The 22691-nt window shown below is 67.3% G+C and carries 22 protein-coding genes; 18 read left to right on the top strand and 4 right to left on the bottom strand.

The genetic code is table 11. The features are described 5' to 3' along the window. Nucleotides 1–2: 2 nt before the first annotated feature. Together RSO68_RS04760 and RSO68_RS04755 are read right to left on the bottom strand one after the other, a co-directional pair. A complete protein-coding gene (locus RSO68_RS04760) occupies nucleotides 3–386 on the bottom strand; it encodes a DUF4870 family protein (protein WP_089852044.1) in 384 nt (127 codons plus the stop codon). A gap of 78 nt (nucleotides 387–464) precedes the next feature. Next, on the bottom strand, nucleotides 465–866 hold the full coding sequence (locus RSO68_RS04755; RefSeq protein WP_315585624.1) for a VOC family protein: 402 nt from the start codon (nucleotides 864–866) through the stop codon (nucleotides 465–467). A 39-nt stretch (nucleotides 867–905) separates the two neighbouring features. Between RSO68_RS04755 and RSO68_RS04750 the strand changes: the two genes are divergently transcribed. From RSO68_RS04750 to RSO68_RS04690, 13 genes are all read left to right on the top strand, one after another. After that, on the top strand, nucleotides 906–1544 hold the full coding sequence (locus RSO68_RS04750; protein WP_315585623.1) for a class I SAM-dependent methyltransferase: 639 nt from the start codon (nucleotides 906–908) through the stop codon (nucleotides 1542–1544). Between the two features lie 169 nt (nucleotides 1545–1713). Continuing rightward, a complete protein-coding gene (locus tag RSO68_RS04745) occupies nucleotides 1714–3099 on the top strand; it encodes an MFS transporter (protein ID WP_089852039.1) in 1386 nt (461 codons plus the stop codon). Between the two features lie 184 nt (nucleotides 3100–3283). Next, entirely contained in the window at nucleotides 3284–5095 is a 1812-nt protein-coding gene (locus tag RSO68_RS04740) for an acyl-CoA dehydrogenase (RefSeq protein ID WP_315585622.1), read from the top strand. A gap of 74 nt (nucleotides 5096–5169) precedes the next feature. Beyond that, the gene (locus tag RSO68_RS04735) at nucleotides 5170–6801 is read left to right on the top strand and encodes an acyl-CoA synthetase (RefSeq protein WP_315585621.1); all 1632 of its coding nucleotides are present in this window, start codon (nucleotides 5170–5172) and stop codon (nucleotides 6799–6801) included. A 199-nt stretch (nucleotides 6802–7000) separates the two neighbouring features. Further along, entirely contained in the window at nucleotides 7001–7849 is an 849-nt protein-coding gene (locus RSO68_RS04730; RefSeq protein ID WP_315585620.1) for a 3-hydroxybutyryl-CoA dehydrogenase, read from the top strand. A gap of 108 nt (nucleotides 7850–7957) precedes the next feature. Beyond that, complete coding sequence (locus RSO68_RS04725) at nucleotides 7958–8731, top strand: enoyl-CoA hydratase-related protein (RefSeq protein WP_315585619.1); 774 nt, start codon at nucleotides 7958–7960, stop codon at nucleotides 8729–8731. 543 nt (nucleotides 8732–9274) lie between these two features. Further along, complete coding sequence (locus RSO68_RS04720) at nucleotides 9275–10474, top strand: NAD(P)/FAD-dependent oxidoreductase (protein WP_315585618.1); 1200 nt, start codon at nucleotides 9275–9277, stop codon at nucleotides 10472–10474. A 17-nt stretch (nucleotides 10475–10491) separates the two neighbouring features. Then, complete coding sequence (locus tag RSO68_RS04715; RefSeq protein ID WP_315585617.1) at nucleotides 10492–10905, top strand: DUF1641 domain-containing protein; 414 nt, start codon at nucleotides 10492–10494, stop codon at nucleotides 10903–10905. A gap of 409 nt (nucleotides 10906–11314) precedes the next feature. Further along, nucleotides 11315–11734: a D-ribose pyranase gene (gene rbsD, locus RSO68_RS04710; protein ID WP_315585616.1), complete on the top strand. Its 420-nt coding sequence runs from the start codon at nucleotides 11315–11317 to the stop codon at nucleotides 11732–11734. After that, nucleotides 11731–13263 carry a sugar ABC transporter ATP-binding protein gene (locus RSO68_RS04705; RefSeq protein WP_245781581.1) on the top strand — a complete coding sequence of 511 codons (1533 nt, stop codon included), beginning with the start codon at nucleotides 11731–11733 and terminating at the stop codon, nucleotides 13261–13263. The genes rbsD and RSO68_RS04705 overlap by 4 nt, the downstream gene beginning before the upstream one ends. A 6-nt stretch (nucleotides 13264–13269) precedes the next feature. Next, nucleotides 13270–14235 carry a ribose ABC transporter permease gene (gene rbsC / locus RSO68_RS04700; RefSeq protein ID WP_089852219.1) on the top strand — a complete coding sequence of 322 codons (966 nt, stop codon included), beginning with the start codon at nucleotides 13270–13272 and terminating at the stop codon, nucleotides 14233–14235. Nucleotides 14236–14285: 50 nt separating this feature from the next. After that, a complete protein-coding gene (gene rbsB, locus RSO68_RS04695; protein ID WP_089852218.1) occupies nucleotides 14286–15173 on the top strand; it encodes a ribose ABC transporter substrate-binding protein RbsB in 888 nt (295 codons plus the stop codon). Nucleotides 15174–15206: 33 nt separating this feature from the next. Further along, a complete protein-coding gene (locus tag RSO68_RS04690; RefSeq protein WP_315585615.1) occupies nucleotides 15207–16310 on the top strand; it encodes a LacI family DNA-binding transcriptional regulator in 1104 nt (367 codons plus the stop codon). Here RSO68_RS04690 and RSO68_RS04685 read toward each other — a convergent pair. Together RSO68_RS04685 and RSO68_RS04680 are read right to left on the bottom strand one after the other, a co-directional pair. Further along, on the bottom strand, nucleotides 16267–17046 hold the full coding sequence (locus RSO68_RS04685) for a Mut7-C RNAse domain-containing protein (protein ID WP_315585614.1): 780 nt from the start codon (nucleotides 17044–17046) through the stop codon (nucleotides 16267–16269). The genes RSO68_RS04690 and RSO68_RS04685 overlap by 44 nt on opposite strands. 36 nt (nucleotides 17047–17082) lie before the next feature. Further along, complete coding sequence (locus RSO68_RS04680) at nucleotides 17083–17964, bottom strand: DMT family transporter (protein WP_315585613.1); 882 nt, start codon at nucleotides 17962–17964, stop codon at nucleotides 17083–17085. Nucleotides 17965–18105: 141 nt separating this feature from the next. Here RSO68_RS04680 and RSO68_RS04675 point away from each other — a divergent pair, with 141 nt between their 5' ends. The 5 genes from RSO68_RS04675 (at nucleotide 18106) to RSO68_RS04655 (ending at nucleotide 22551) form a co-directional block, all read left to right on the top strand. After that, nucleotides 18106–19185 carry an NAD(P)-dependent alcohol dehydrogenase gene (locus RSO68_RS04675; RefSeq protein ID WP_315585612.1) on the top strand — a complete coding sequence of 360 codons (1080 nt, stop codon included), beginning with the start codon at nucleotides 18106–18108 and terminating at the stop codon, nucleotides 19183–19185. 204 nt (nucleotides 19186–19389) lie between these two features. Continuing rightward, the gene (locus RSO68_RS04670; RefSeq protein WP_089852207.1) at nucleotides 19390–20205 is read left to right on the top strand and encodes a ZIP family metal transporter; all 816 of its coding nucleotides are present in this window, start codon (nucleotides 19390–19392) and stop codon (nucleotides 20203–20205) included. Nucleotides 20206–20256: 51 nt separating this feature from the next. Then, the gene (locus tag RSO68_RS04665; RefSeq protein ID WP_089852205.1) at nucleotides 20257–20592 is read left to right on the top strand and encodes a hypothetical protein; all 336 of its coding nucleotides are present in this window, start codon (nucleotides 20257–20259) and stop codon (nucleotides 20590–20592) included. A gap of 141 nt (nucleotides 20593–20733) precedes the next feature. Then, nucleotides 20734–21579 (top strand): MOSC domain-containing protein, encoded by an 846-nt coding sequence (locus RSO68_RS04660; protein ID WP_315585611.1) that lies wholly within the window; start codon nucleotides 20734–20736, stop codon nucleotides 21577–21579. Nucleotides 21580–21747: 168 nt separating this feature from the next. Next, a complete protein-coding gene (locus RSO68_RS04655) occupies nucleotides 21748–22551 on the top strand; it encodes a methyltransferase domain-containing protein (RefSeq protein WP_315585610.1) in 804 nt (267 codons plus the stop codon). Nucleotides 22552–22691 lie beyond the last annotated feature (140 nt).

The raw sequence follows: 22691 nt of genomic DNA, 5'->3' as shown, positions 1-22691 counted from the left end.
GCTCACACCCACCAGGTGTCGACGTTGTCCGGCGCACGTCGCTCGTTCAGCGTCTTGAGCCCCTTCACGCAGCGGATCACCAGCCACACCACGGCGGCCAGCCAGGTCAGAAAGCCGATCAGTACCAGGGTGAGCAGGCCGGAGATGCCGAAGTAGAGCAGGGCCAGCCAGAAGGTGCGGATCTGATAGCGGTAGTGCTCGTCGAGCCACGCAGGCCCGTTGCCGCGGTAGACGTAGGCGATCACCACGGCCACCAGCGAGGTCAGCCCGCCGGTGACCATGCCGGCCAGGTGCAGCACGTACACCACGATGGGAATGGTCGTGTCGGGGGCGCCGCCCTGTTCGGCGACGGCCCGGTCGTCATCTCGATGCAGGTTGTCGTTCATGGCTCGTCCCTGATGGTGGCTTGACTGTCGCCAATGATACCGACCGGCGTCGACAATGACACCGGGTCGGCCCTGGCGTCAGTGGCCGGGTGCAGGTTGGGGCTTCACGGGGCGGCTGATCTCGATGAGGTTGCCGTCGGGGTCGCGCAGGTAGAGCGAGGCGAGCTCGCCCGTGGCGCCCTGGCGCGGCACCGGGCCGAGCTCTACTTCCACGTCCAGCGCCTCCAGATGGCGCTGCACCTCATCCAGCGGCAGCAGGCTGCGCACGCAGAGATCCAGGCTGCCCGGCGTCGGTGTGGCGGCGCGGGGCGTGATGTCGGTGGCGGTCCAGTGCAGGCGCAGGGCCATGTCGCCCAGCATCAGGTCGACGCGTTCACGGTCGCGGTAGCGGACCTCGAGCCCGAGGACGCGAGAATAGAAGTCCACGGCGCGGGAAATGTCGGTCACGGTGATGACCAGATGGTCCAGACCTGACAGCATGCATGTCTCCTCGGAATGATGGCCTGGCAAGAGAATACGATGATGCTGATCTGTCCGCTATGTGCGTCGGTCGATGCCGCGCCCTTTCACCGCGACGCACGGCGTGACTACCAGCGCTGCGGGTGCTGTGCGCTGGTCTTCGTGCCGCCGGCGCAGCGCCTCGACCCGGCGGCGGAGCGAGCGGTCTACGACCAGCACGAGAACTCTCCCGACGACCCGGGCTATCGGCGCTTCCTGTCGCGACTCTTCGACCCGCTGCGTGAGCGGCTCGCCCCGGGCGCTCGCGGGCTCGACTTCGGCGCGGGCCCGGGGCCGACCCTCTCGGTGATGTTCGAGGAGGCCGGCCATCCGATGGCCATCTATGATCCCTTCTACGCGCCGGATGCCGCGGTGCTCGAGCGTGGCTACGATTTCATCACCGCCACCGAGGTGGTGGAGCATCTCTTCGCCCCCGGCGAGGAGCTCGACCGGCTGGTCGAGCTCCTCGAACCCGGCGGCTGGCTGGGGCTGATGACCAAGCGCGTCGCGAGCCCCGAGGCCTTCGCCGGCTGGCACTACATCCTCGACCCCACCCACGTCTGCTTCTTCAGCGAGGCGACCTTCACCTGGTTCGCCCGGCGCCACGATCTGCGGCTGCATTTCCCCGCCGCCGACGTGGTATTGCTGCAGCGCACATGACAGGGCACCTTTCGATAACGTGTCGTTATCATTAGGGAAAAGGCCTTGATTCGGCCTCGATAAGGGGATTGGCGGCGCTCGGCGCCGGGCGTATATTCGCTATTACAAGTGCCTCCTGCGCGTCCGCAGCGGCGCCCCTCCCACACCGTTCGTTTCGAGATCCTTGCCCATGTCCCGGCAGCTGCTGCTCATGGCCCTGGCACCCTTGCTGGGGCTCTTCATTCTGGGGATCGGCAACGGTTTCCTGGCCACCGTCATCACCCTTCGCCTGGACGCCGCCGGCGAATCGCCGGTGGTGATCGGCTGGGTCTCCTCCGCCTACTTCGTCGGCCTGGCGCTGGGCGCGATGCTCAACGACCGGCTGCTGCTGCGCATCGGCCATATCCGCGCCTACGGCAGCTTTGCCTCGCTGGTGGCGGTCACCGTACTGCTGCAGGGCCTGGTGGACGAGCCCTGGGCCTGGTTCGCGCTGCGTCTGATCGGCGGCTGGGCCACGGTGGGAGTGTACCTGGTCATCGAGAGCTGGCTGCTGGCCTCCGGTGATGCTTCTGTGCGCGGCCGCCTGCTGGCGCTCTACATGATCGCGCTTTACGCCGCCGGCGTGCTCGGCCAGCTGCTGCTGGGTGTCACCGAGGCCATGGGCGGGCCGGCGTCGTTCATGGTGATCGGCCTGCTGGCCTCGCTCTCGGTGCTGCCCATGGCGATGATCCCGCGGGTCTCGCCGCTGATCGAGAAGGCCGAGCCGCTCTCGCCGCTGCGCCTGATCACCCTGACCCCCACCGGGGTGATGGGTAGTTTCGGCTCGGGGCTGGCGGTGGCCGCCGCCTACTCGCTGCTGCCGCTTTATCTGCAGCGTACCGGGCTGACGGTCGACCGGGTCGGCCAGATGATGGCGGTGGTGGTGCTCGGTGCCATGCTGCTGCAGTACCCGGTGGGGCGCTGGTCGGATCGCCACGACCGCCAGCTGGTACTGATCCTGATAGGCGCCTTCTGCACCCTGATCTCCGCGGCAGTGATCTTTCTGCCGATGAACACGGCGGTGCTGGCGGTGCTGCTGTTCCTGCTCGGCGGCGGCATCTTCTCGCTCTATCCGGTGGCGGTGGGCCACGCCGCCGACCGCGCCCCGGCCGGTGCCCTGGTGCGCATGAGCCAGGGCCTGCTGATGATCAATGCCATCGGCTCGGCGGTGAGCCCGCCGCTGGTCTCGCCGGTGATGAGCCTGCTCGGCGATACCGGCCTGTTCTGGTCCTTCGGGGCCATGGGGCTTTTCCTGGTGCTCTTCTTCGGCTGGCGGCGCAGCGTGCGGCCGGCGCCGGTGCCGGTGGCGCCGTTCTCTGCCTCTACCCCGATGTCCTCGGCGGGCGCCGAGCTCGCGGTGACCGAGGAGTGGGTGCAGGGCGCCCGGGAGCACGAGCACGTGGAGGATCTCTCCGGCGCCGTGGCCGAGGTCGAGGTGGCAGAAGCGCTGATGGGCCCGCCGCCGGAAGATGAGGCGCATATCGCCTACTACGACGAGGAGGCGGATCCCGAGGAGGCGCCCCCCGCGCAGGCGTGATGCCGCCCCTTCGATGAACCGCCGAGCCCGCTGCCCCGCAGCGGGCTTACATGGTTTCGCGATCGAGCGTCGTCGAGATCGGCCGACGCTAAGAGCGAGCAGTTTCGGCATCGACCTTGGGCTAATGGCCAACGAAAAGTAGTGAATCTACTATCGTTGCTATCATTTTTCCCAGAGGTGCTCCATGACCCCCTATGCCGCTCCCGTCCGCGACTTCCGCTTCGTGCTGGAGGAACTGCTCGAGCACGGCTCGCTGGCCCTGCCCGGCTTCGAGGAGGCCAGCCCCGATCTCGTCGAGGCGGTGCTCGAGGAGGCGGCGAAACTCGCCGGCGACGTCTGGGCTCCGCTCAATGCCAGCGGCGATCGCCAGGGGTGCACGCGCCGCCACGACGGCTCGGTCAGCGTGCCCGATGGCTTCATCGAAGCCTACCAGGCCTACGCCGAGGGCGGCTGGAACGGCATCGGCGTGTCCGAGGCGCGGGGTGGGCAGGGGCTGCCCGAGGTGGTGGCCAGTGCGGTGCAGGAGATGCTGCACGGCGCCAACATGGCCCTCGGGCTCTGCCCGATGCTCACCGCAGGCGCGATCGAGGCGCTGGCCCACCACGGCAGCGATGAGCAGCAGGCCACCTACCTGCCGAAGCTGGTCGACGGCACCTGGACCGGCACCATGAACCTCACCGAGCCCCAGGCCGGCTCCGATCTCTCCAAGGTGCGCACCCGCGCCGTGCCCCAGGAGGACGGCAGCTACCGGCTCTTCGGCCAGAAGATCTACATCACCTGGGGTGAGCACGACGCCGCCGAGAACATCCTCCACCTGGTGCTGGCGCGTACCCCGGACGCCCCCGAGGGCAACAAGGGCATCTCGCTGTTCCTGGTGCCGAAATATCTGGTGGAGGCCGACGGTTCGCTCGGCGAGCGCAATGACGTCACCTGCGCCTCCATCGAGCACAAGCTGGGCATCCACGGCTCGCCGACCTGCACCCTGAGCTTCGGCGAGAACGCCGGTGCCATCGGCTACCTGGTGGGCGAGCAGGGTCGCGGCCTCAACCACATGTTCACCATGATGAACGAGGCGCGCCACAAGGTGGGCGTGCAGGGCATCGGCGTGGCCGAGCGGGCCTGCCAGCACGCCTTCGCCTACGCCCTGGACCGTGTGCAGGGCAAGCGCCCGGCCCACCGCGGCGGGGGCGAGTGCGCCATCAGCGACCACCTGGACGTGCGGCGCATGCTGCTCTCCATGCGCGCCCGCACCGATGCGCTGCGCGCGCTGGCGCTCTATTGCGCCGCCCAGCTCGACGTGGCGCGCCACGCCGACGAGGAAAGCGACCGCCAGGCCGCCCAGGCGCGGGCCGAGGTGCTGATCCCGGTGGTAAAGGCCTTCTCCACCGACCAGGCGGTGGAGATCGCCTCGCTCGGCGTGCAGGTGCATGGCGGCATGGGCTTCATCGAGGAGACCGGCGCCGCCCAGCTGCTGCGCGACGCCCGCATCGCGCCCATCTACGAGGGCACCAACGGCATCCAGGCCCTGGACCTGGCCGGGCGCAAGCTGCAGCGCGACGGCGGCCGGGCGCTGGGGGGGCTGATCGATGAGGTGGAAGGCACCGCCCGGGCGCTGTGTGCCGCGCCCGGCCTGGCGCCGCTCGGCGAGGCGCTGGCCGCCGGCGCCGCCGACCTCACCGCGGCGCTCGCCGTGCTGCTCGAGCAGGGCAGCGATCCCGAGCGCGGCCCCGATGCCGTCCAGGCCTACGCCACCCCCTTCCTGAGCCTCGCCGGCCACGTGCTCTGCGCCTGGCAGATGGGACGCTCGGCGCTGGCGGCCACCGCCGCCCGCCAGGCCGGCAGCGACGATCCCGGACGGCCGGACCCCTTCTACACGACCAAGCTTGCGAGCGCCGACTTCGCCCTGCGCCAGTGGCTGCCCGTGGGACGCGCCCAGCGCGCGGTGATCGAGGCCGGCATGGAAAGCCTCGTCGCCTTCGAGCCCGGCGCCCAGTAAGCCCCGAACCGTGAGCCTCTTCGTCGCCGGCCCCGCGCCGGCGACGACCCACCGGAACCTCCGTGGAGCCCATCATGACCCAGAGCATCTTCGAGCAGGGCCTGCCCCAGACGCCGGCCAACCACGTGGCGCTCTCGCCGCTGACCTTCATCGAGCGCAGCGCCAGCGTCTATCCGGACTACCCGGCGGTGGTGCACGGCGAGATTCGCCGCAGCTGGGCCGAGACCTGGGAGCGCTGCCGGCGCCTCGCCTCGGCGCTGGAGCGCCGTGGCATAAAGCCCGGCCAGACCGTGGCCGCCATGCTGCCCAACGTGCCGGCGATGTTCGAGGCGCACTTCGGGGTGCCGCTGGCGGGCTGCGTGCTCAACACCCTGAACATCCGCCTGGACGCCGAGGCCATCGCCTACATGCTCGAGCACGGCGAGGCCAAGGCCGTGCTGGTCGACCCCGAGTTCGCCGACGTGATCGAGGCAGCGGTGGCCGGGCTTGCGCACCCGCCGCTGCTGATCGACGTCGATGACGCCCTCTTCGAGGGCGAGGCGCGCCGCATCGGCGAGGTGGAGTACGAGGCCCTGCTGGCCGAGGGCGACCCCGACTACGCCTACGCGCTGCCCCAGGACGAGTGGCAGGCGATCTCGCTCAACTACACCTCCGGCACCACCGGCAAGCCCAAGGGCGTGGTCTACCACCACCGGGGCGCCTACCTGAACGCGGTGAGCAACATCCTCGAGTGGGCCATGCCCCACCATCCGGTCTACCTGTGGACGCTGCCGATGTTCCACTGCAACGGCTGGTGCTTCCCCTGGACCATCGCCGCCCGGGCCGGCGTCAGTGTCTGCCTGCGCCGGGTCGACCCGAAGCGGGTCATGGACCTGCTCGCCGACGAGGGGGTGACTCACTTCAGCGGCGCGCCGATCATCCTCAACGGCCTGGTCAACCTGCCCGAGGAGCAGAAGCGCGACTTCGACCACCCGGTGAAGGTCACCACCGCCGGCGCGGCGCCGCCCGCCTCGGTGATCGCCGGCGTCGAGCAGCTCGGCATCGAGGTGACCCACGTCTACGGCCTGACCGAGGTCTACGGCCCGGTGACCGTGTGCGCCTGGCGCGAGGCCTGGGACGAGCTCTCCCTGGAGCAGCGCGCCCGGATCAAGTCCCGCCAGGGCGTGCGCTACCACATGCTCGAGGCGCTCTGCGTGGCGGACCCGACCACCATGGAGCCGGTGCCCAAGGACGGCGAGACCATCGGCGAGATCCTGATGCGCGGCAATAACGTCATGAAGGGCTACCTCAAGAACGAGGCGGCCACCGAGCAGGCCCTCGACGGCGGCTGGTACCATACCGGCGACCTGGCGGTCTGGCATCCGGACGGCTACCTCGAGATCAAGGACCGCTCCAAGGACATCATCATCTCCGGCGGCGAGAACATCTCCACCATCGAGGTGGAGGACGCCGTCTATTCGCATCCGGCGGTGGAGGAGGCCGCCGTGGTGGCCAAGCCCGACGAGAAGTGGGGCGAGACGCCCTGCGCCTTCGTCAAGCTCAAGGTGGGCTACGGCGAGGTCACCGAGCAGGAGATCATCGAGCACTGCCGGAAGCACCTGGCCCGCTTCAAGGTACCCAAGACGGTGATCTTCACCGAGCTGCCCAAGACCTCCACCGGCAAGATCCAGAAGTTCGTGCTGCGCGACGAGGCGCGCAAGCAGTAATCCGACAGGAAGCACGGTTCAGTGCTTTCTGCAGCGAGAGGCGCCGGGAACAGGCCGAAGAGGAGGTCTTTTGCCAGGGAAGGCAAAAGTAGCGCCCAGGGACGGGTTTACAGCGCCTCCTTGGAGGCCTGTTGCCGGCAAAGCTTCAAGCGAGTCAGACCGCTGCGTTAGACCTGCCAATGACACCAAGGAGAGTGCAATGAGTGAGCAACCGATCGGCGTGGTCGGCGCCGGCACCATGGGCCAGGGCATCGCCCAGGTGCTGGCGGCGAGCGGCTTCGAGGTCAAGCTCTACGACGTGGCCGACGAGCAGCTCGGCCGCGCCACGGCGGCCATCGACAAGGGGCTTTCCAAGCTGGTGGCCAAGGCGAAGCTCGGTGAGGCCGACAAGGCGGCCGCCATGGCGCGCCTGGACACCACCACCGCGCTGGACGCCCTGCGCGAGTGCGAGGTGATCATCGAGGCCGCGCCCGAGCAGCCGGCGCTCAAGGAGAAGCTGTTCCGCGACCTGAGTCGCCTTACCCACGACGCGATACTGGCCTCCAACACCTCCTCGCTGTCGCTGACGCGCCTGGCGGGCGTCTGTGAGCGTCCCGAGCGGGTCGTCGGCATGCACTTCTTCAACCCGGTGCCGGTGTTGAAGCTCGTCGAGGTGATCCGCGCCGAGCAGACCAGTGACGCCACCGTGGCGCGCATCGAGGCGCTGACCGAGGCGCTCAACAAGACCGCCGTGCCGGTGGGCGACTCCCCGGGCTTCGCGGTCAATCGCCTGCTGGTGCCGATGATCAACGAGGCGGCCTTCCTGGTGCAGGAGGGCGCGGCTACCCCCGAGGCGATCGACGAGGCGATGAAGCTCGGCGCCGCCCATCCCATGGGGCCGCTGGCGCTCGCCGACCTGATCGGCCTGGACGTCTGCCTGTCGATCATGGAGGTGCTGCAGGAAGGCTTCGGCGATCCCAAGTACCGGCCCTGCCCGCTGCTCAAGCGCATGGTCGATGCCGGCTATCTGGGGCGCAAGTCCGGGCGCGGCTTTCACGTCTACGAATAACTCGCCTCGACAAAGAGGGGATTGCCGCCCAACCAAGCGTTCGCTAGGGTTGGGCGGTCTGCTTTCAAAAACGCCTTCCCTCTCAACAACAATCTCAGGAGCCATTCCATGAGCGAGACCCTGATCGAGGTCGCCGACAACGCCGGCATCGTCCGCCTGACCGTCAGCCGCCCCAAGGCGCTGAACGCCCTCAACAGCGCCGTCATCAGTGAGCTGGCCGGCGTGCTGGACGACCTGGAGCAGCGCGACGACCTGCGCGCCGTGCTGATCACCGGGGCCGGCGAGAAGTCCTTCGTCGCCGGTGCCGACATCGCCGAGATGCGCGACAAGACCCCGGAGCAGGCCCGCGCCTTCGCCGGCCAGGCGCTGAAGACCATCAAGCGCCTGGAGACCCTGCCGGTGCCGGTGGTCGCGCTGGTCAACGGCTTCTGCCTCGGCGGCGGCTGCGAGCTGGCCCTGGCCTGCGACTGGGCGGTGGCGAGCGACAACGCCATCTTCGGCCAGCCCGAGGTGCTGCTCGGCGTGATTCCCGGCTTCGGTGGCACTCAGCGCCTGCCGCGCCGCGTCGGCCCGGCCATGGCCATCGACCTGGTGACCACCGGCCGCAAGATTGATGCCCAGGAGGCGCTGCGCATCGGCCTGGTCAACCGCGTGATGCCCCAGGCCGAGCTCGAGGCCTACGCCGAGGAGCTCACCAAGCAGCTCGGCGGCAACGGCCCCGAGGCGGTGCGCGGCGCCAAGCAGGCGGTGCACGACGGCCTGGACCAGGACCTGGACAGCGCCCTGGCGCTTGAGACCAGCCTGTTCGCGCTGTGCTTCGCCGGCGAGGAGCAGCGCGAGGGCATGAGCGCCTTCGTCGAGAAGCGCAAGCCGAACTTCTGATTCTGCTGCCTCTGTCCGGACACAGCGCGGCCGTGGCCTTCCCGCCACGGCCGCGCTGTTTGTCGAGCGCATCGCCCACCGCTACCCGCTGCAGATGAGCGTCGACGCCTACGACCGCTTCTCCCACCAGCCCGATGGCGTGCTCAAGGTTGCCCTCGAGGCATCGTCGATTTTCGCAGCGCTTCTTCGAGTCCGATCAAGGGGCTCAATCACACCCCATAAACTCGAGTGTGAACTCAGAGCGTCTTTCCCCAATCTTGCCGTTTCTGAGCCGCCACTTGCCGATTTTTACGCAGCCTAATTGTCGGTTTCCCCCGCTTCGGGAGCCACCGGATCAGTCTCGAGTTAGGCATTCTAAGCCATTTGCTTAGTAAACCTCTCTTTACAGCTAGCCTGCGGCGTTCCTATTCTTTCGATTAAATCCCGCTGCCGTGATCGAATGTTTTTTCGAGAGCATGGCTGAAATGCTGGCTAAATAATTTAGCTGGCAGGAAGCAGTAGGTTTATGCGTGATAGTGTTAATTGATTATTGAAGGAATGGCCATGTCTACTACAAAAAAGCGTATTCTCGTTGTCGGCGGTGGGATTGGTGGTACGATGACCGCGAATCATCTGGTTGCAAAGTTTTATCCTGAAATTCTCAAGGATGAAATTGAGGTCATGATGCTCTCGAATTCCCCCGATCATGTTTACAAGCCGGCCAACATGTATGTGGCTTTCAATAGCTATCATCCTCATGAACTGGTTCGCAAGCAGCGCTCGCTGTTGCGGCCCGAGATTGTCTTTCATGTAGATGGAGTCGAAAGTTTCGAATTCGATAAAAGTCGCGTCTCTTGTGATAGCGGCAAGCGCTACGATTATGAGTATCTCGTCATTTCAACTGGCTGTATCCCCTCGCCAGAACGCATCGAAGGGTTGAAGGAGGCCGGAGATCATTTTTATCAGACGAGGCCGGCCCAGCAACTCGCCAAAAAGCTGAGTAGCATTAATGAGGGGCGTATCTTTATTACGGTCAATTTCCCGAAGACGCCTAATGTTCCTCACCAGTGCGGCATCGCGCCCATCGAAACCACCTTGATGCTCGATGAGTATTTGCGTAAGCGCGGTGTGCGAGATCGCGTGGAGATCATATATAGCTACCCGACAGTGTCTCAGCTTTTGCGCAACTGCCTGTTCTTGCAAAAGCCGACCTGCGAGATATTACCCGGCATTTTCGATAGCAAGAACATCAAGTATCAACGTGGCTTTACCCTGGACAAGGTCGATCCCGAGTCCAAGATAGCCTATTCGGAGGAAGGGGCTTCCCAGGAGTTTGATATTCTGATGGCGACGCCGCCTATCCGGGCGGTCGATGCCGTCATAAATTCAGGGAAATCACAAGCCCAGAATAATGAAGGCTGGCTGCCCACCGACTTCGAAACGTTGAAGATGTACGGTGCCGATAACGTCTATGTCATGGGAGATACCGTTGACTTGCCTGTGAGTAAGGCAGGAGGCTCATGTCATAACCAGTCGCCCATCGTTGTGGAAAATATAGCCTCGGAAATCCGTCGTGGGTATACCTCTGCTATCTATGACGGGAAGGTTCAGGCAATCGCCCAGATGGGATTGGAGGCCGGCATGCCGCTCTGGTACGACTACAAGAGCGATGTCCAGGTCGCGCCACCTACCAAGCTGGGGGGCTTGATGCGAAAAACGTTCAATCGCGGTATTTATTGGGCCGTTGCACGTGGCATGGTTTGATTAACCAGGAGACTTTCATGTCTGATCAAGAGCAGTTGGCCATGGGCTTGGAAAAACTTGCATCCGAGACGGCCCTTAATGACGATGCCACTATCGACGGCCTCAAGGCCTTGATCGATAAGGCAGCACCATTAGTGCAGGCTGGCCGGTTGAACAATATCATTGATTTGTTATCGGTCATCTCGGACAACATCGAGTTTTTAGACGAAGCGGCATTGGAAAAGACCACCAAGGTGGGTGAGGAGGTCTTGGCCCTGGGCTGGACGACCGGCAACGCCATGCGTATGGCGAATGCCCAAACCCAAGCCTTGGACAAGCCGCCGGGTCTGTTCCAATTGATGAGTTCCCTGAAGGATCCGGATGTGCGCCGTTCCTTGCACTTTCTCATCGGGACGATGCGCATTATCGGCAGACAGATGAAACAGGATTGAGCCCCTCGTTCCCCAGGCCGCCTGGACGCTCGCGTCAGCGCGATGGTGTGCTTGAGGTCGGCCTGGGGGATCCCGAGAGGCCCCCAGCGCCACCATGGCCGTGCAGCGCAAGGCGAGTGCGCGGCCATGAGAGGCAAGCTTGTAAGGTAACGCGCTCCTTCGCCGACTGCCCGGGCGTTTCTGCGGCGCGCGGAATGCGTTCAGGCGATTGGGCAGGTTCAATCCCTGGCAGGGGATCTCGGGGGGATCGCCGCCCCCGAGGAGAGGGCGCCGAGGTATCGTCGGATCCGGCCGTGGCGCAATCGCCACGGCCGTCTTGCGTCTGGCATAGACTTATGGATAATCGCGACCGCAAACGTTTGCGTCCTACGCTGAAGCTCATTATCGCGATACATCGCCTGGATGTGCCATGAAACGCCAAGGCCTTCTCAATGCCCCCCTCGCCAGGCTCATCGCCGAGCTTGGCCATACCGATACCTTCGTGATCGCCGATGCCGGGCTGCCGATTCCGCCGGGCGTGCCCCGGGTCGATCTGGCGCTGCGTCCCGGCCTGCCCGGTTTCCTCGAGGTGTTCGATGCGCTGGCCGACGAGCTCTGCCTGGAAGGGGTAACCCTGGCCAGCGAGCTTTGCGAGGCCAGCCCCGACCTGCATGGCAAGCTCATGGCGCGCCTCGATGCCCTGGACGGCCGAGACAAGGGCCCGCTTGCGCGCCAGCGGGTCTCCCATGAGGCCTTCAAGCGCCTGCTGCCCGCGGCGCGCTTCGTGGTGCGCACCGGCGAGTGCACGCCCTACGCCAACGTCGTGCTGCGCAGCGGGGTGCCGTTTTGAGCTCCTCGGATAACGCGATCGAGGCCGCGCTGCCGCGCATGGCGCTGCAGGGCATCGGTAAGTCGTTCGGCGCGGTCACCGTGCTGCAGGACGTCGACCTCGACCTCTATGCCGGCCACGTGCTGGCGCTGGCCGGCGAGAACGGGGCCGGCAAGTCGACCCTGATGAAGGTGCTGAGCGGCGTCCACCAGGCCGACGCCGGGGCGATTCGCCTGCACGGCCAAGAGGTCCGCTTCACCACCCCGCGCCAGGCCATGGATGCCGGCATCGCCATCATCCACCAGGAGCTCAACCTGGTGCCGACCCTCTCCGCCGGCGAGAACATCTTCCTCGGCCGTGAGCCGCTGACCGCCTGGGGCAGCGTCGACTGGCGGCGCCTGTTTCGCGAGGCGGCGGCCCTGCTCGAGGAGCTCGAGCAGCCCATCGATCCGCGCGCGCCGGTGTCGCAGCTGAGCATCGGCCAGCAGCAGATGGTCGAGATCGCCCGGGCGCTGTCGCTGGATGCCGAGATCATCGTCATGGACGAGCCCACCGATGCGCTGACCGACATCGAGACCGCGGTGCTCGAGCGGGTCGTCGCTACCCTGCGCGCCGCCGGCAAGTCGCTGGTGCTGATCACCCACCGGCTGGCCGAGATATTTCGCATGTGCGACGACGTCGCCGTGCTGCGCGACGGCCGCCTGGTGCATCAGGGCCCTACGGCAGAGTCCAACGAGGATCGGCTGATCCAGCAGATGGTCGGCCGGGAGCTCGCCGACCGCTATCCCTACGAGCCGCCCCAGGCCGGCGACGTGGTGCTCGAGGTCGAGCACCTGGTGGCGCCGGGCGTCGAGGACGTCTCGTTCACGGCCCGCGCCGGCGAGGTGCTCGGCTTCGGCGGCCTGATGGGCGCCGGGCGCACCGAGATGTGTCGGGCGCTTTGCGGCGACGTGGCGCGCCGCGCCGGCCGGGTCAAGGTCAAGGGGCGCGAGGTGCGCTTCACCTCGCCCCAGCAGGGCCTGAAGGCCGGCCTGGTCTATGTGCCCGAGGACCGCAAGCAGTCGGGCCTGGTGCTCGAGCACTCGGTGGCCGACAACATGTCGCTGACCGCGCTGCCGGCCTTCTGCGGCCCGCTGGGCGTCATCCGCCACGGCCGCGAGACCAGCGCCATCGACCACTACATCGAGGCCTTTCGCATCAAGCTGAGCGACGCTGGCCAGCCCGTGAAGACCCTCTCCGGCGGCAACCAGCAGAAGGTCTCGCTGGCCAAGGCGCTGATGCCCGAGCCCGAGATCGTGATCCTCGATGAGCCCACGCGCGGGGTCGATGTCGGCGCCAAGCGTGAGATCTATCTGTTGATCAACCGGCTCAAGCGCGAGGGCAAGTGCGTCCTGCTGATCTCCTCTGAGATGCCGGAACTGATCGGCCTGTCCGATCGCATCCTCGTGCTGGCCAACGGGCACATCAGCGGTGAGTTCGACCGCGATGAGGCCACCCAGGAAAAGATCATGACCGCGGCGGCACATGTCGCCACGTCGATGGAGACTTGAGAGACCATGACTGCTACTCCCATGAAGCGATCGGCGGTGCGCCTGCTGATCGATAACAAGGCCTTCCTGGCCCTCGTGCTGCTGGTCGTGGTCAGTGCCGCCATGAGCGACAACTTCCTGACCGGGGACAACCTGCTCAACGTCCTGCGCCAGACCAGCATCAACGCCATCATCGCGATGGGCGTGACCTTCGTGATCCTGACCGCCGGCATCGACCTCTCGGTAGGCGCCGTGCTGGCCTTGAGCGGTGCCTTCGCCGCCTCGATGACCGCCTCGGGGCTGGCCCCCTGGATCAGCGTACCCGGCTCCATCGCCGCCGGGGCGGCGATGGGCATGGTCTCCGGCCTGTTCGTGGCCTTCGGCCGGATCCAGGCCTTCGTGGTCACCCTGGTCGCCATGACCGTGGTGCGCGGGGCCACCCTGGTCTACACCGACGGCCGGCCGATCTCGATCGGTGGCGGCGACGTCGCCGATGCCTTCTGGCAGCTCGGCGGCGGCTACTGGATGGGCATCCCCATTCCCATCTACCTGATGTTCTTCGTCTTCGTGCTCTGCTGGGCGGTGCTGCACCACACTCGCTTCGGCCGCCACGTCTACGCCGTGGGCGGCAACGAGCAGGTCGCGCGGCTGTCGGGCATCAACGTCAACCGCATCAAGGTCAGCGTCTACGCCATCGCCGGGGCCTGCGCCGCCCTGGCCGGCGTGGTGCTGACCGCGCGCCTGGGCTCGGCCCAGCCCACCGCCGGCATGACCTATGAGCTCGACGCCATCGCCGCCGTGGTCATCGGCGGCACCAGCCTGATGGGCGGTCGCGGGCGCATCTTCGGCACGCTGGTCGGGGCGCTGGTGATCGGGGTGCTCAACAACGCCCTGAACATCCTCGGCGTCTCGTCCTACTTCCAGATGATCGCCAAGGGTGCGGTCATCCTGCTGGCGGTATTGATCGACAGCCGCTCGCAGTCCTCGTCCTGATTCGCGCCGAGTCCGGACATCCGACAACAAGACCTCAGGAGCCTTGCCACATGAAAAAGCTGATTCTGGCCACCGCCGTCGCCGCCACCGTGGGTCTGGGAACCGCCCAGAACGCCATGGCCGACCGTATCGCCCTGGTGATCTCGACGCTCAACAACCCCTTCTTCGTGACCCTGCAGGAGGGCGCCCAGGCCCAGGCCGAGGAGCTTGGCCACGAGCTGATCGTGCTCGACTCGAGCAACGACGCCGCGCGTGAGCTCTCCAACGTCGAGGACGCCCTGTCGCGCGACATCGACGTGCTGCTGATCAACCCCACCGACTCCGATGCCGTGGTCTCCGGGGTGCGCACCGCCAATGCCCGCAACGTGCCGGTCATCACCCTGGATCGCAGCGCCAACGGCGGCAACGTGGTCTCGCACATCGCCTCCGACAACGTGGCAGGCGGCGAGCTGGCCGGCGAGTTCATCATCGAGCAGCTCGGCGGTGAAGGACAGGTCGTGCAGCTCGAGGGCGTGCCCGGTGCCTCGGCGACGCGCAACCGCGGCGAAGGCTTCATGAACGCCATCGGGATGATGGACGGCATCGAGCTGGTGGCCACCCAGCCGGCCAACTTCAATCGCAGCGAAGGCCTCAACGTCATGGAGAACCTGCTCCAGGCACACCAGGGCATCGACGCGGTGTTCGCCCAGAACGACGAGATGGCCCTCGGCGCCCAGCGTGCGCTGCAGGCGGGCGGCCTCGACGACGTCGTGCTGGTCGGCTTCGACGGCACCGACGACGGCATCCAGGCGGTCAACGACGGCAAGATGAGTGCCACCATCGCCCAGCAGCCGTCGCGCATCGGCGAGTTCGGCGTGATCGCCGCCGATCGCCTGCTCAACGGTCAGGAAGTGGACGCCAACATTCCGGTGCCGCTTCAGCTGGTGGCTGAGGAATAACACGGGTGACCCAGGCGTAACGGCGGCCAAGCCATGATTCGTCTCAAGGACGTCGCCCGGCAGTCGGGCGTATCGGTGACCACGGTATCGCACGTGGTCAACGGTACGCGGCGCGTTGCCCCCGCCACCCAGGTGCGGGTGCAGCGCGCCATCGCCGAACTCGGCTATCGGCCCGACAGCATCGCCCGGGCCCTGAAGTCGAACCGCAGCCGCACCATCGGCATGATCGTGACGGCCGCCAACAACCCCTTCTTCGCCGAGATCATTCGCGGCGTCGAGGATCACTGCTTCGCCCACGGCTACAGCCTGATGCTGTGCAACACCGGCGATGCCGACGCCCGGCAGCTCTCCTACCTGCAGGCCCTGCGCGACAAGCGCGTCGACGGCCTGATCGTGATGACCGCCCATAGCGGGCCCGATTTCCTGGCGGCGCTGGCGCGCCAGCCGCTGCCCACCGTGCTGATGGATGCCGATCCGACCAGCGGCGAGGACATCGCCGTGGTCAACGACGACTCGCGCCTGGGCGCGAGGCTCGCCATCGAGCATCTTCTTTCGCGCGGCCTGACCGACATCGCGCTGCTGACCGGCCCGGCCTCGCACCCGCGTTCACGCGAGCGCCTGGCCGGCGCCCTGGCCGCGTTGGAGGCGGCGGGGCTTCGCCCGCCGGCATCGCGCATCGTCGCCACCAACCTGATGGCCGACGGTGGCCATGACGCCATGCGACGGCTGCTCGCAGGATCGTCGCCTCCCCAGGCGCTGTTCGCCTTCAACGACCTGGTGGCCATCGGCGCCATGCGGGCGGCCCGCGAGCATGGGCTCTCGCTGCCCGACGACCTGTCGGTGGTGGGCTACGACGACATCGAGCTGGGGCGCTATCTCACTCCGGCCCTGACCACCGTGCACCAGCCGGTCTACGAGCTGGGCGCGATGGCCAGCGCCCAGCTGATCGAGCGCCTGGAGCACGGAAGGCCCCTGGAGCCGGTGCTGCGGCTCGATCCCTGCCTGGTCGTGAGGGAATCGGTAAGAGAGTCGTTAGGGGAGCCGTTAAGAGAGTCGGTAGGCGAGCCGGTGCAAGAGTCGGCGGTCGAGTCGGTCAATTCTCCCTCTTCCTCTCTCTCTCCCTCGCCCTCTCACTGAGGTCTCGTCGCCTCAGGTGCTCCACCCGTGCTTCCATCCGCGAGACATGGCTGCCGTGCCAGTAGAGCCGGCCGCACGCCTCACACTCGAGAAACGTCTCCACATGGCGCCGCGTCAGCGGCTCCAGCCGGTGGATCACCGACGCCTTGTCGACGCTGGCCAGCCGACCGTTGCAGCGCGCGCAGCGGGTGAAGGGGGCAAGGGCCGGGACGAGGTCGAACTCGTCGCACACCTCCTCGACCTGACGCCAGGGATCGGTGTGACGTACCCAGTGGGCGAGACGGATCCGCTTGCGCTTGAGCAGGGGGCGGTCGCGGGTCAGCGCCACGCGGGTCTCCCGCTCGGCGATGGCGGCCAGTTCGGCATCGCCGATGTCGGGGCGGTAGTGGCAGTCGAAGCCGAGCAGGCGCAGGTAGCGGGCGAGCCGGCCGAGGTGGGCATCCAGCACGAAGCGCGGGCATGTTGGGGGAGCGGGGCGCAGGTGGCGGGCCGCTCGCGGAGCGCGGGGCCAGGGGTAGACCTCGACCCGCTCGCCGCCGGAAAGGATGTGCCCGAAGCCCACCGAGTCGCCATCGACCAGGATGACGTCGACCTCGGTATGGGGCACGCCCAGCGACTCGATCAGGTCCTTGATCGCGGCCCGCCGCGTCACGTCAGGGGTGAGCGGTCGGCCGCGCCGAGCCGGCGGCAGCAGGTCGTTCAGCCGATCGTGGAAACGGATCTCGACGGTGGCCATGGCGTCTCCTGTCCGCGGGGTCTGTTCCCGGTCAGTCTATGCTATCGCCCGGCGGCGCAGCCGGATCATCCGCGTGGCGATGGCGGTGCCCGCCAGGGTGATCGCCATGCCGGCGAGGATCTGCAGGCTGAGCCCCTCGTCGAGCAGCAGGTAGCCCCATAGCAGGGCGCTGACCGGCACCAGGAAGGTGACGGTGGAGGTCGCGGTGGCCCCCGCACTGGCAATCAGGCCGAAGTAGAGCAGGAAGGCCAGCGCGGTGCTGAGCACCGCGAGCGCCAGGCCATTGCCCCAGGCCAGGCCGCTGATCGGCTCCGCCGGCCACAGCACGAGCCCCGGCACCAGCAGGATCAACGCCGAGGCGCTGGTGCTGCCGGCCGCCAGCACCCGCACCGGCAGGTGGGCGAGGTGGCTCCTGGCGTAGTTGCCGGCCACGCCGTAGCAGAAGGTGGCGCCCAGCACGGCGAGGATGAACCAGCCATCGCCGCCCAGCGCGAAGTCCAGCCGGTCCGCCGAGAGCACATAGACGCCGAACAGCGCCAGGGCGAGCCCCAGGTACTGCTGGCGCTGAATCGGGGTGGCGAAGAACAGTGCCCCGATCAGCGCGGTGAAGATCGGCGTGGTGGCATTGATCAGCGAGGTGAAGCCCGCCTCCAGCCGGGTGGTGGCGAGCGCCAGCAGCGAGAAGGGCAGCACGTGGTTGATCAGGCCGAGCAGCAGCAGCCGGCCCGCGTGGTCCCACACCAGGCGCAGGTAGCGGGCGCTCAGCAGCAGCGGCACCAGCAGCAGCGCCCCGACGCCCATGCGTAGCAGGATCAGCGGCACGGGGCCGAACTCGGGCACCGCCACGCGCATGAAGATGAACGACATGCCCCACAGGGTGGAAAGCAGGATCAGGCGAAGGGTATCGGCCGCTGACATTCGACGTCCTTGAGGTTGGCAGAGATCAGGTGGTAACACGGGAGACGCGTCGATGCTTCCTTGACGTGCATCAAGGGCAAGAGCGGCGTGTGGCTGCTATAGCTTAACCGCTTGTATTCTAATGCATGCCAGGAGCCCTTCATGCCCACCATGATGAAAGCCGCCGTCTTCGTCGAACCCGGCCGCATCGAGATCGACGACAAGCCGCTGCCGGAGATCGGCCCCAACGATGCCCTGATCCGGGTGACCACCACCACCATCTGCGGCACCGACGTGCACATCCTCAAGGGCGAGTACCCGGTGGAGCGGGGCCTGACCATCGGCCACGAGCCGGTGGGGGTGATCGAGAAGCTCGGTGCCAATGTCCAAGGCTATGCCGAGGGCCAGCGGGTGATCGCCGGGGCGATCTGCCCCAGCTTCACCTCCTACGCCTGCCAGGACGGCTGCAGCGCCCAGGACGGCGGCCATCGCGGCCATGGCTACAAGCCCATGGGCGGCTGGCGCTTCGGCAACACCATCGATGGCGCCCAGGCCGAGTACCTGCGCGTGCCGGATGCCCAGGCCAATCTCTCGCCGGTGCCCGACGGCCTCACCGACGACCAGGTACTGATGTGCCCGGACATCATGTCCACCGGCTTCGCCGGGGCGGAATCCGCCAACATCAAGATCGGCGACAGCGTGGTGGTCTTCGCCCAGGGGCCCATCGGCCTGTGCGCCACCGCCGGCGCCCGGCTGCGCGGCGCCGGACTGATCATCGCCGTGGACGGGGTCGACGAGCGCCTCGAGATGGCCCGCAAGATGGGCGCCGACGTGGTCATCGACTACCGCAAGGTCGACGTGGTCTCCGAGGTCCTCAAGCTTACCGGCGGGCGCGGCGTGGATGCCTCCATCGAGGCGCTGGGCCTGCAGCAGACCTTCGAGTCCGCCCTGCGGGTGCTCAAGCCCGGCGGCACCCTGTCGAGCCTGGGCGTCTACTCCGAGGACCTGACCCTTCCCCTGGACGCCTTCAGCGCGGGCCTGGGCGACCACCGGATCGTCACCTCGCTCTGCCCCGGCGGCAAGGAGCGCATGCGCCGGCTGATGCAGATCATCGACAGCGGCCGCCTGGATCTCGGCCCCATGGTCACCCATCGCTACCCGCTGGAGCAGATCGTCGACGCCTACGACCTCTTCTCTCACCAGCGCGACGGCGTGCTCAAGATCGCCCTCGAGGTGTCCTGAGCCTCGAGGGGGCGATCGCTGACGTTCGCGCCTCGTCGGCGGTGTTCAGCCCCGCGGCAGGGGGGTACCATGCCCCCCTTCGCAGGGCCACTTGTCGGCAGAGACGCCGAGTCGAAACGATGCCGCCCGAGCCCCCCAGGGGGCTCGGGCGGCGCGCGCATCGACAAGGGGTCGAACTTTCTCGTAGCGAACGGTGTGTCACACGTGGTCGATTATCTGGTAGAACTGGATCCGGTCTGGCAAGCGCTTCTCGCCACCCTCTTCACCTGGGGCGTCACGGCGGCCGGTGCCGCCCTGGTATTCTTCACCCGCACCGTCAATCCCCGGTTCATGGACTGCATGCTTGGCTTCGCCGCCGGCGTGATGATTGCCGCCAGCTTCTGGTCGCTGCTGGCCCCGGGAATCGACATGGCAGAGCAGCTGGGGCAGGTCGCCTGGCTGACCGCCGTCATCGGCTTCATGAGCGGCGGGATCTTCATGCGGCTGGCCGACCGAATCCTGCCGCACCTGCATCCCGGCCTCGGCATGGACAAGAGCGAGGGCATCAAGACGACCTGGCAGCGCAGCACACTGCTGGTGCTGGCGATCACCCTGCACAACATCCCCGAGGGGCTGGCCGTGGGCGTGGCGTTCGGCGCGGTGGCCGCCGATCTTCCCTCGGCTACCCTGGGCGGCGCCCTGGCACTGGCGATCGGCATCGGCATCCAGAACTTTCCCGAGGGCACGGCCGTGGCCATGCCGCTGAGGCGCGAGGGCATGAGCAAGCGCAAGAGCTTCTTCATGGGGCAGGCCTCCGGCGCCGTCGAGCCGATCGGCGCCGTCATCGGGGCGCTGTTCGTCTTGAACATGCAGAGCATTCTGCCCTACGCGCTCTGTTTCGCCGCCGGGGCGATGATTTTTGTCGTGGTCGAGGAGTTGATTCCGGAATCTCAGCGTCAATATGAAAATATCGACCTGGTGACCATGGCCACCATGGCCGGCTTCACGATCATGATGATGCTGGACGTATCGCTGGGGTGACGCCGCCCCGATGAATCAACCTGCCGCATGCGCGCGGCCTACGGAGCAACGATGGAAACAGAACTGAGCGAATTCGAACAGGTGATGCGTCGCCAGATCGAGGACTTCATGAGCCCCAAGCAGGGCACGGTGAAGGGCCGCGATGCCAAGTCGGCGCCTGCCGCCGCGGCGGCACCCAAGGCGCCTCGCAGCAAGGCCGCCGGCGCGCCGAAGACCGGCCACCTGGTCAAGCTGGCGGTGCGCACCAAGCCGCTGGAGATGGATACCGTGTTCGAGCACGCCTCCACCAGCATCTCCAAGATCGAGGCCCAGCTCGAGGCCGAGAAGGCCGCCAAGAAGGCCGGCTACCCGATCATCGGCTACGTGATCGAGACCCAGCGCCTCTGAGGCCGCTTCCTCGGGGGCACGTCGACACCCGCCTCGTCGCCCCACGCCGACCCGCCCGTTGACGCACCCGCGCCGCGAGCCCCTTTGCCCGGCCGCCCCGGCACGGCACGATAGGGGCCCCATCGGCGAGAGGCACGACCCGTGAAGATCACCCAGCTCAATATCTACCCGGTGAAGTCGCTGCGCGGCATTCCCCTCGAGCGCGCCGAGCTGACCGAGCGCGGCCTGGCCCATGATCGGCAGTGGATGGTGGTCGACGACATCGGCCGCTTCGTCACCCAGCGCCAGCTCCCCGGTATGGCCCAGATCGGCGTGCGCCTGACCGACGAGGCGCTGGTGCTCGAGCATCCCGACGCCGCGCCGCTCGCCATTCCGCTCGACCGCGCGGACCAGCCGCGCCTGCCGGTGCACGTCTGGGACGACCAGTGCCAGGCGCTGGACGAGGGCGCTGAGGCCGCCGCCTGGCTCGGCGCCGTGCTCGGCGACGTCAAGGGCAGCGGCCTGCGCCTGGTACGCTTCGCCCCGGACCAGCGTCGCGACGTCGAGGCCCACTACCTGGCCCCCGACGAGCGAGCCCATACCGCCTTCGCCGACGGCTACCCCTTCCTGGTGGTCACCGAAGGATCGCTTGACGAGGTCAACCGCCGCCTCGCGGCCAAGGGCCTAGCGCCCGTGCCCATGGCGCGCTTCCGGCCCAGCATCGTGGTGGACGCCGCCGAGCCCTTCGCCGAAGACGGCTGGGGCGAGTTCGCCCTGCACGAGGGCGCGGTGCGCCTGGGCCTGCGCAAGCCCTGCCAGCGCTGCAAGATCACCACCGTCGACCAGGCGACCGGCGAGATCGCCGTGCCCGGCGAGCCGCTGCGCACCCTGGTGGAGATGAACACCCGCCTCGCCCCGGGCGGCTACTTCGGCCAGAACGCCATCCTGCTGGCCGGCAGCGGCCGCTCGCTCGCCGTCGGCGATGCCCTGGCGCCGAGCCCGCGGTGAGTCGGCAGTAACTCTGGAGTAAGCCGCTCGGTCCCGCCACCGTTTCCTTCCTCGGGGCCGGGCTATACTCGGAATGTGGGCGGGCAACGTGACGTCCGCCGCTTCCTATCGACGCCCGCAGCCCGCCTGCCCCCGTTCTCATCGGGGGTAGATAGGGGAGGGCGCACGATGAATGACACACCGATGACTCAGGAGATCGAGGCGGCCCGCGCCTATGAGGCGCTCTTCGTGCCAGCGCTCTTTCGGCAGTGGGCCACGCCGCTGCTCGACCTGGCGCGGGTCGCGACCGGCGATCGCGTGCTGGACGTGGCCTGCGGCACGGGGATCCTCGCCCGCGAGGCCCAGCCCCGCGCCGCCCCCTGCGGGCTGGTGGTCGGCCTGGATGCGACGGGCGGCATGCTCGAGGTGGCCCGCGAGCTCGCCCCGGAGATCCTCTGGCGCCAGGGCGACGCCCAGCAGTTGCCCTTCGAGGACGAAGCGTTCGACGCCGTGCTGTGCCAGTTCGGGCTGATGTTCTTCATCGACCCGCGGGCGGCGCTTGGCGAGATGCACCGCGTGCTGGTGCCGGCGGGGCGGCTCGCCGTGGCGGTGTTCGAAGGCCTGGACGGCAACCCCACCTACGCCCGCGAGGTCGCCCTGCTGGAGCGCATCGCCGGCCCCGCCGCCGCCGAGGCGCTGCGCGCCCCCTTCGTGCTCGGCGACGCCGCGGCGCTTTCGGCCATGGCCCGCGAGGCCGGCTTCGAGGACGTGGCGGTGACCACCCGTCAGGGTATTGCCGACTTCCCCAGCATCACCTCCCTGCTCGAGGCGGACCTGCGCGGCTGGCTGCCGGTGATGGGCGTGCACCTCGACGAGGCCACCATCCAGCGGGTGCTCAGCGAGGCCCAGGTCGAACTGGGCGACGTCATCGATCCTCGCGGCCGCGCCGTGTTCGAGGTCTCCGCGCACCTGCTCAGCGCCCGCCGCAACTAGCGCCACCTTCTTCTAAGCTGGCAACCACCGCACGCTGAAACACTCCCTTCTAAGACCTATGCATTAGCCACTTCTCACACAGCCGAAGAAATCTTTGGTAGCCTATGTGTTACCAGATGTTTCCGCGCGGATGTCTGCTG

The sequence above is a fragment of the Halomonas saccharevitans genome (genome assembly GCF_032333995.1).
Classification (GTDB): domain Bacteria; phylum Pseudomonadota; class Gammaproteobacteria; order Pseudomonadales; family Halomonadaceae; genus Halomonas; species Halomonas saccharevitans.
Note: the sequence above shows the minus strand (reverse complement) of the source record. Positions and strands in the feature narration are given on the sequence as shown.

What these genes read in the sequence shown, in the direction of transcription:
- RSO68_RS04760 (WP_089852044.1), bottom strand. Translation starts at nt 386, where the DNA reads ATGAACGACAACCTGCATCGAGATGACGACCGGGCCGTCGCCGAACAG.
- RSO68_RS04755 (WP_315585624.1), bottom strand. Translation starts at nt 866, where the DNA reads ATGCTGTCAGGTCTGGACCATCTGGTCATCACCGTGACCGACATTTCC.
- RSO68_RS04750 (WP_315585623.1), top strand. Translation starts at nt 906, where the DNA reads ATGATGCTGATCTGTCCGCTATGTGCGTCGGTCGATGCCGCGCCCTTT.
- RSO68_RS04745 (WP_089852039.1), top strand. Translation starts at nt 1,714, where the DNA reads ATGTCCCGGCAGCTGCTGCTCATGGCCCTGGCACCCTTGCTGGGGCTC.
- RSO68_RS04740 (WP_315585622.1), top strand. Translation starts at nt 3,284, where the DNA reads ATGACCCCCTATGCCGCTCCCGTCCGCGACTTCCGCTTCGTGCTGGAG.
- RSO68_RS04735 (WP_315585621.1), top strand. Translation starts at nt 5,170, where the DNA reads ATGACCCAGAGCATCTTCGAGCAGGGCCTGCCCCAGACGCCGGCCAAC.
- RSO68_RS04730 (WP_315585620.1), top strand. Translation starts at nt 7,001, where the DNA reads ATGAGTGAGCAACCGATCGGCGTGGTCGGCGCCGGCACCATGGGCCAG.
- RSO68_RS04725 (WP_315585619.1), top strand. Translation starts at nt 7,958, where the DNA reads ATGAGCGAGACCCTGATCGAGGTCGCCGACAACGCCGGCATCGTCCGC.
- RSO68_RS04720 (WP_315585618.1), top strand. Translation starts at nt 9,275, where the DNA reads ATGTCTACTACAAAAAAGCGTATTCTCGTTGTCGGCGGTGGGATTGGT.
- RSO68_RS04715 (WP_315585617.1), top strand. Translation starts at nt 10,492, where the DNA reads ATGTCTGATCAAGAGCAGTTGGCCATGGGCTTGGAAAAACTTGCATCC.
- rbsD (WP_315585616.1), top strand. Translation starts at nt 11,315, where the DNA reads ATGAAACGCCAAGGCCTTCTCAATGCCCCCCTCGCCAGGCTCATCGCC.
- rbsC (WP_089852219.1), top strand. Translation starts at nt 13,270, where the DNA reads ATGACTGCTACTCCCATGAAGCGATCGGCGGTGCGCCTGCTGATCGAT.
- rbsB (WP_089852218.1), top strand. Translation starts at nt 14,286, where the DNA reads ATGAAAAAGCTGATTCTGGCCACCGCCGTCGCCGCCACCGTGGGTCTG.
- RSO68_RS04690 (WP_315585615.1), top strand. Translation starts at nt 15,207, where the DNA reads ATGATTCGTCTCAAGGACGTCGCCCGGCAGTCGGGCGTATCGGTGACC.
- RSO68_RS04685 (WP_315585614.1), bottom strand. Translation starts at nt 17,046, where the DNA reads ATGGCCACCGTCGAGATCCGTTTCCACGATCGGCTGAACGACCTGCTG.
- RSO68_RS04680 (WP_315585613.1), bottom strand. Translation starts at nt 17,964, where the DNA reads ATGTCAGCGGCCGATACCCTTCGCCTGATCCTGCTTTCCACCCTGTGG.
- RSO68_RS04675 (WP_315585612.1), top strand. Translation starts at nt 18,106, where the DNA reads ATGCCCACCATGATGAAAGCCGCCGTCTTCGTCGAACCCGGCCGCATC.
- RSO68_RS04665 (WP_089852205.1), top strand. Translation starts at nt 20,257, where the DNA reads ATGGAAACAGAACTGAGCGAATTCGAACAGGTGATGCGTCGCCAGATC.
- RSO68_RS04655 (WP_315585610.1), top strand. Translation starts at nt 21,748, where the DNA reads ATGAATGACACACCGATGACTCAGGAGATCGAGGCGGCCCGCGCCTAT.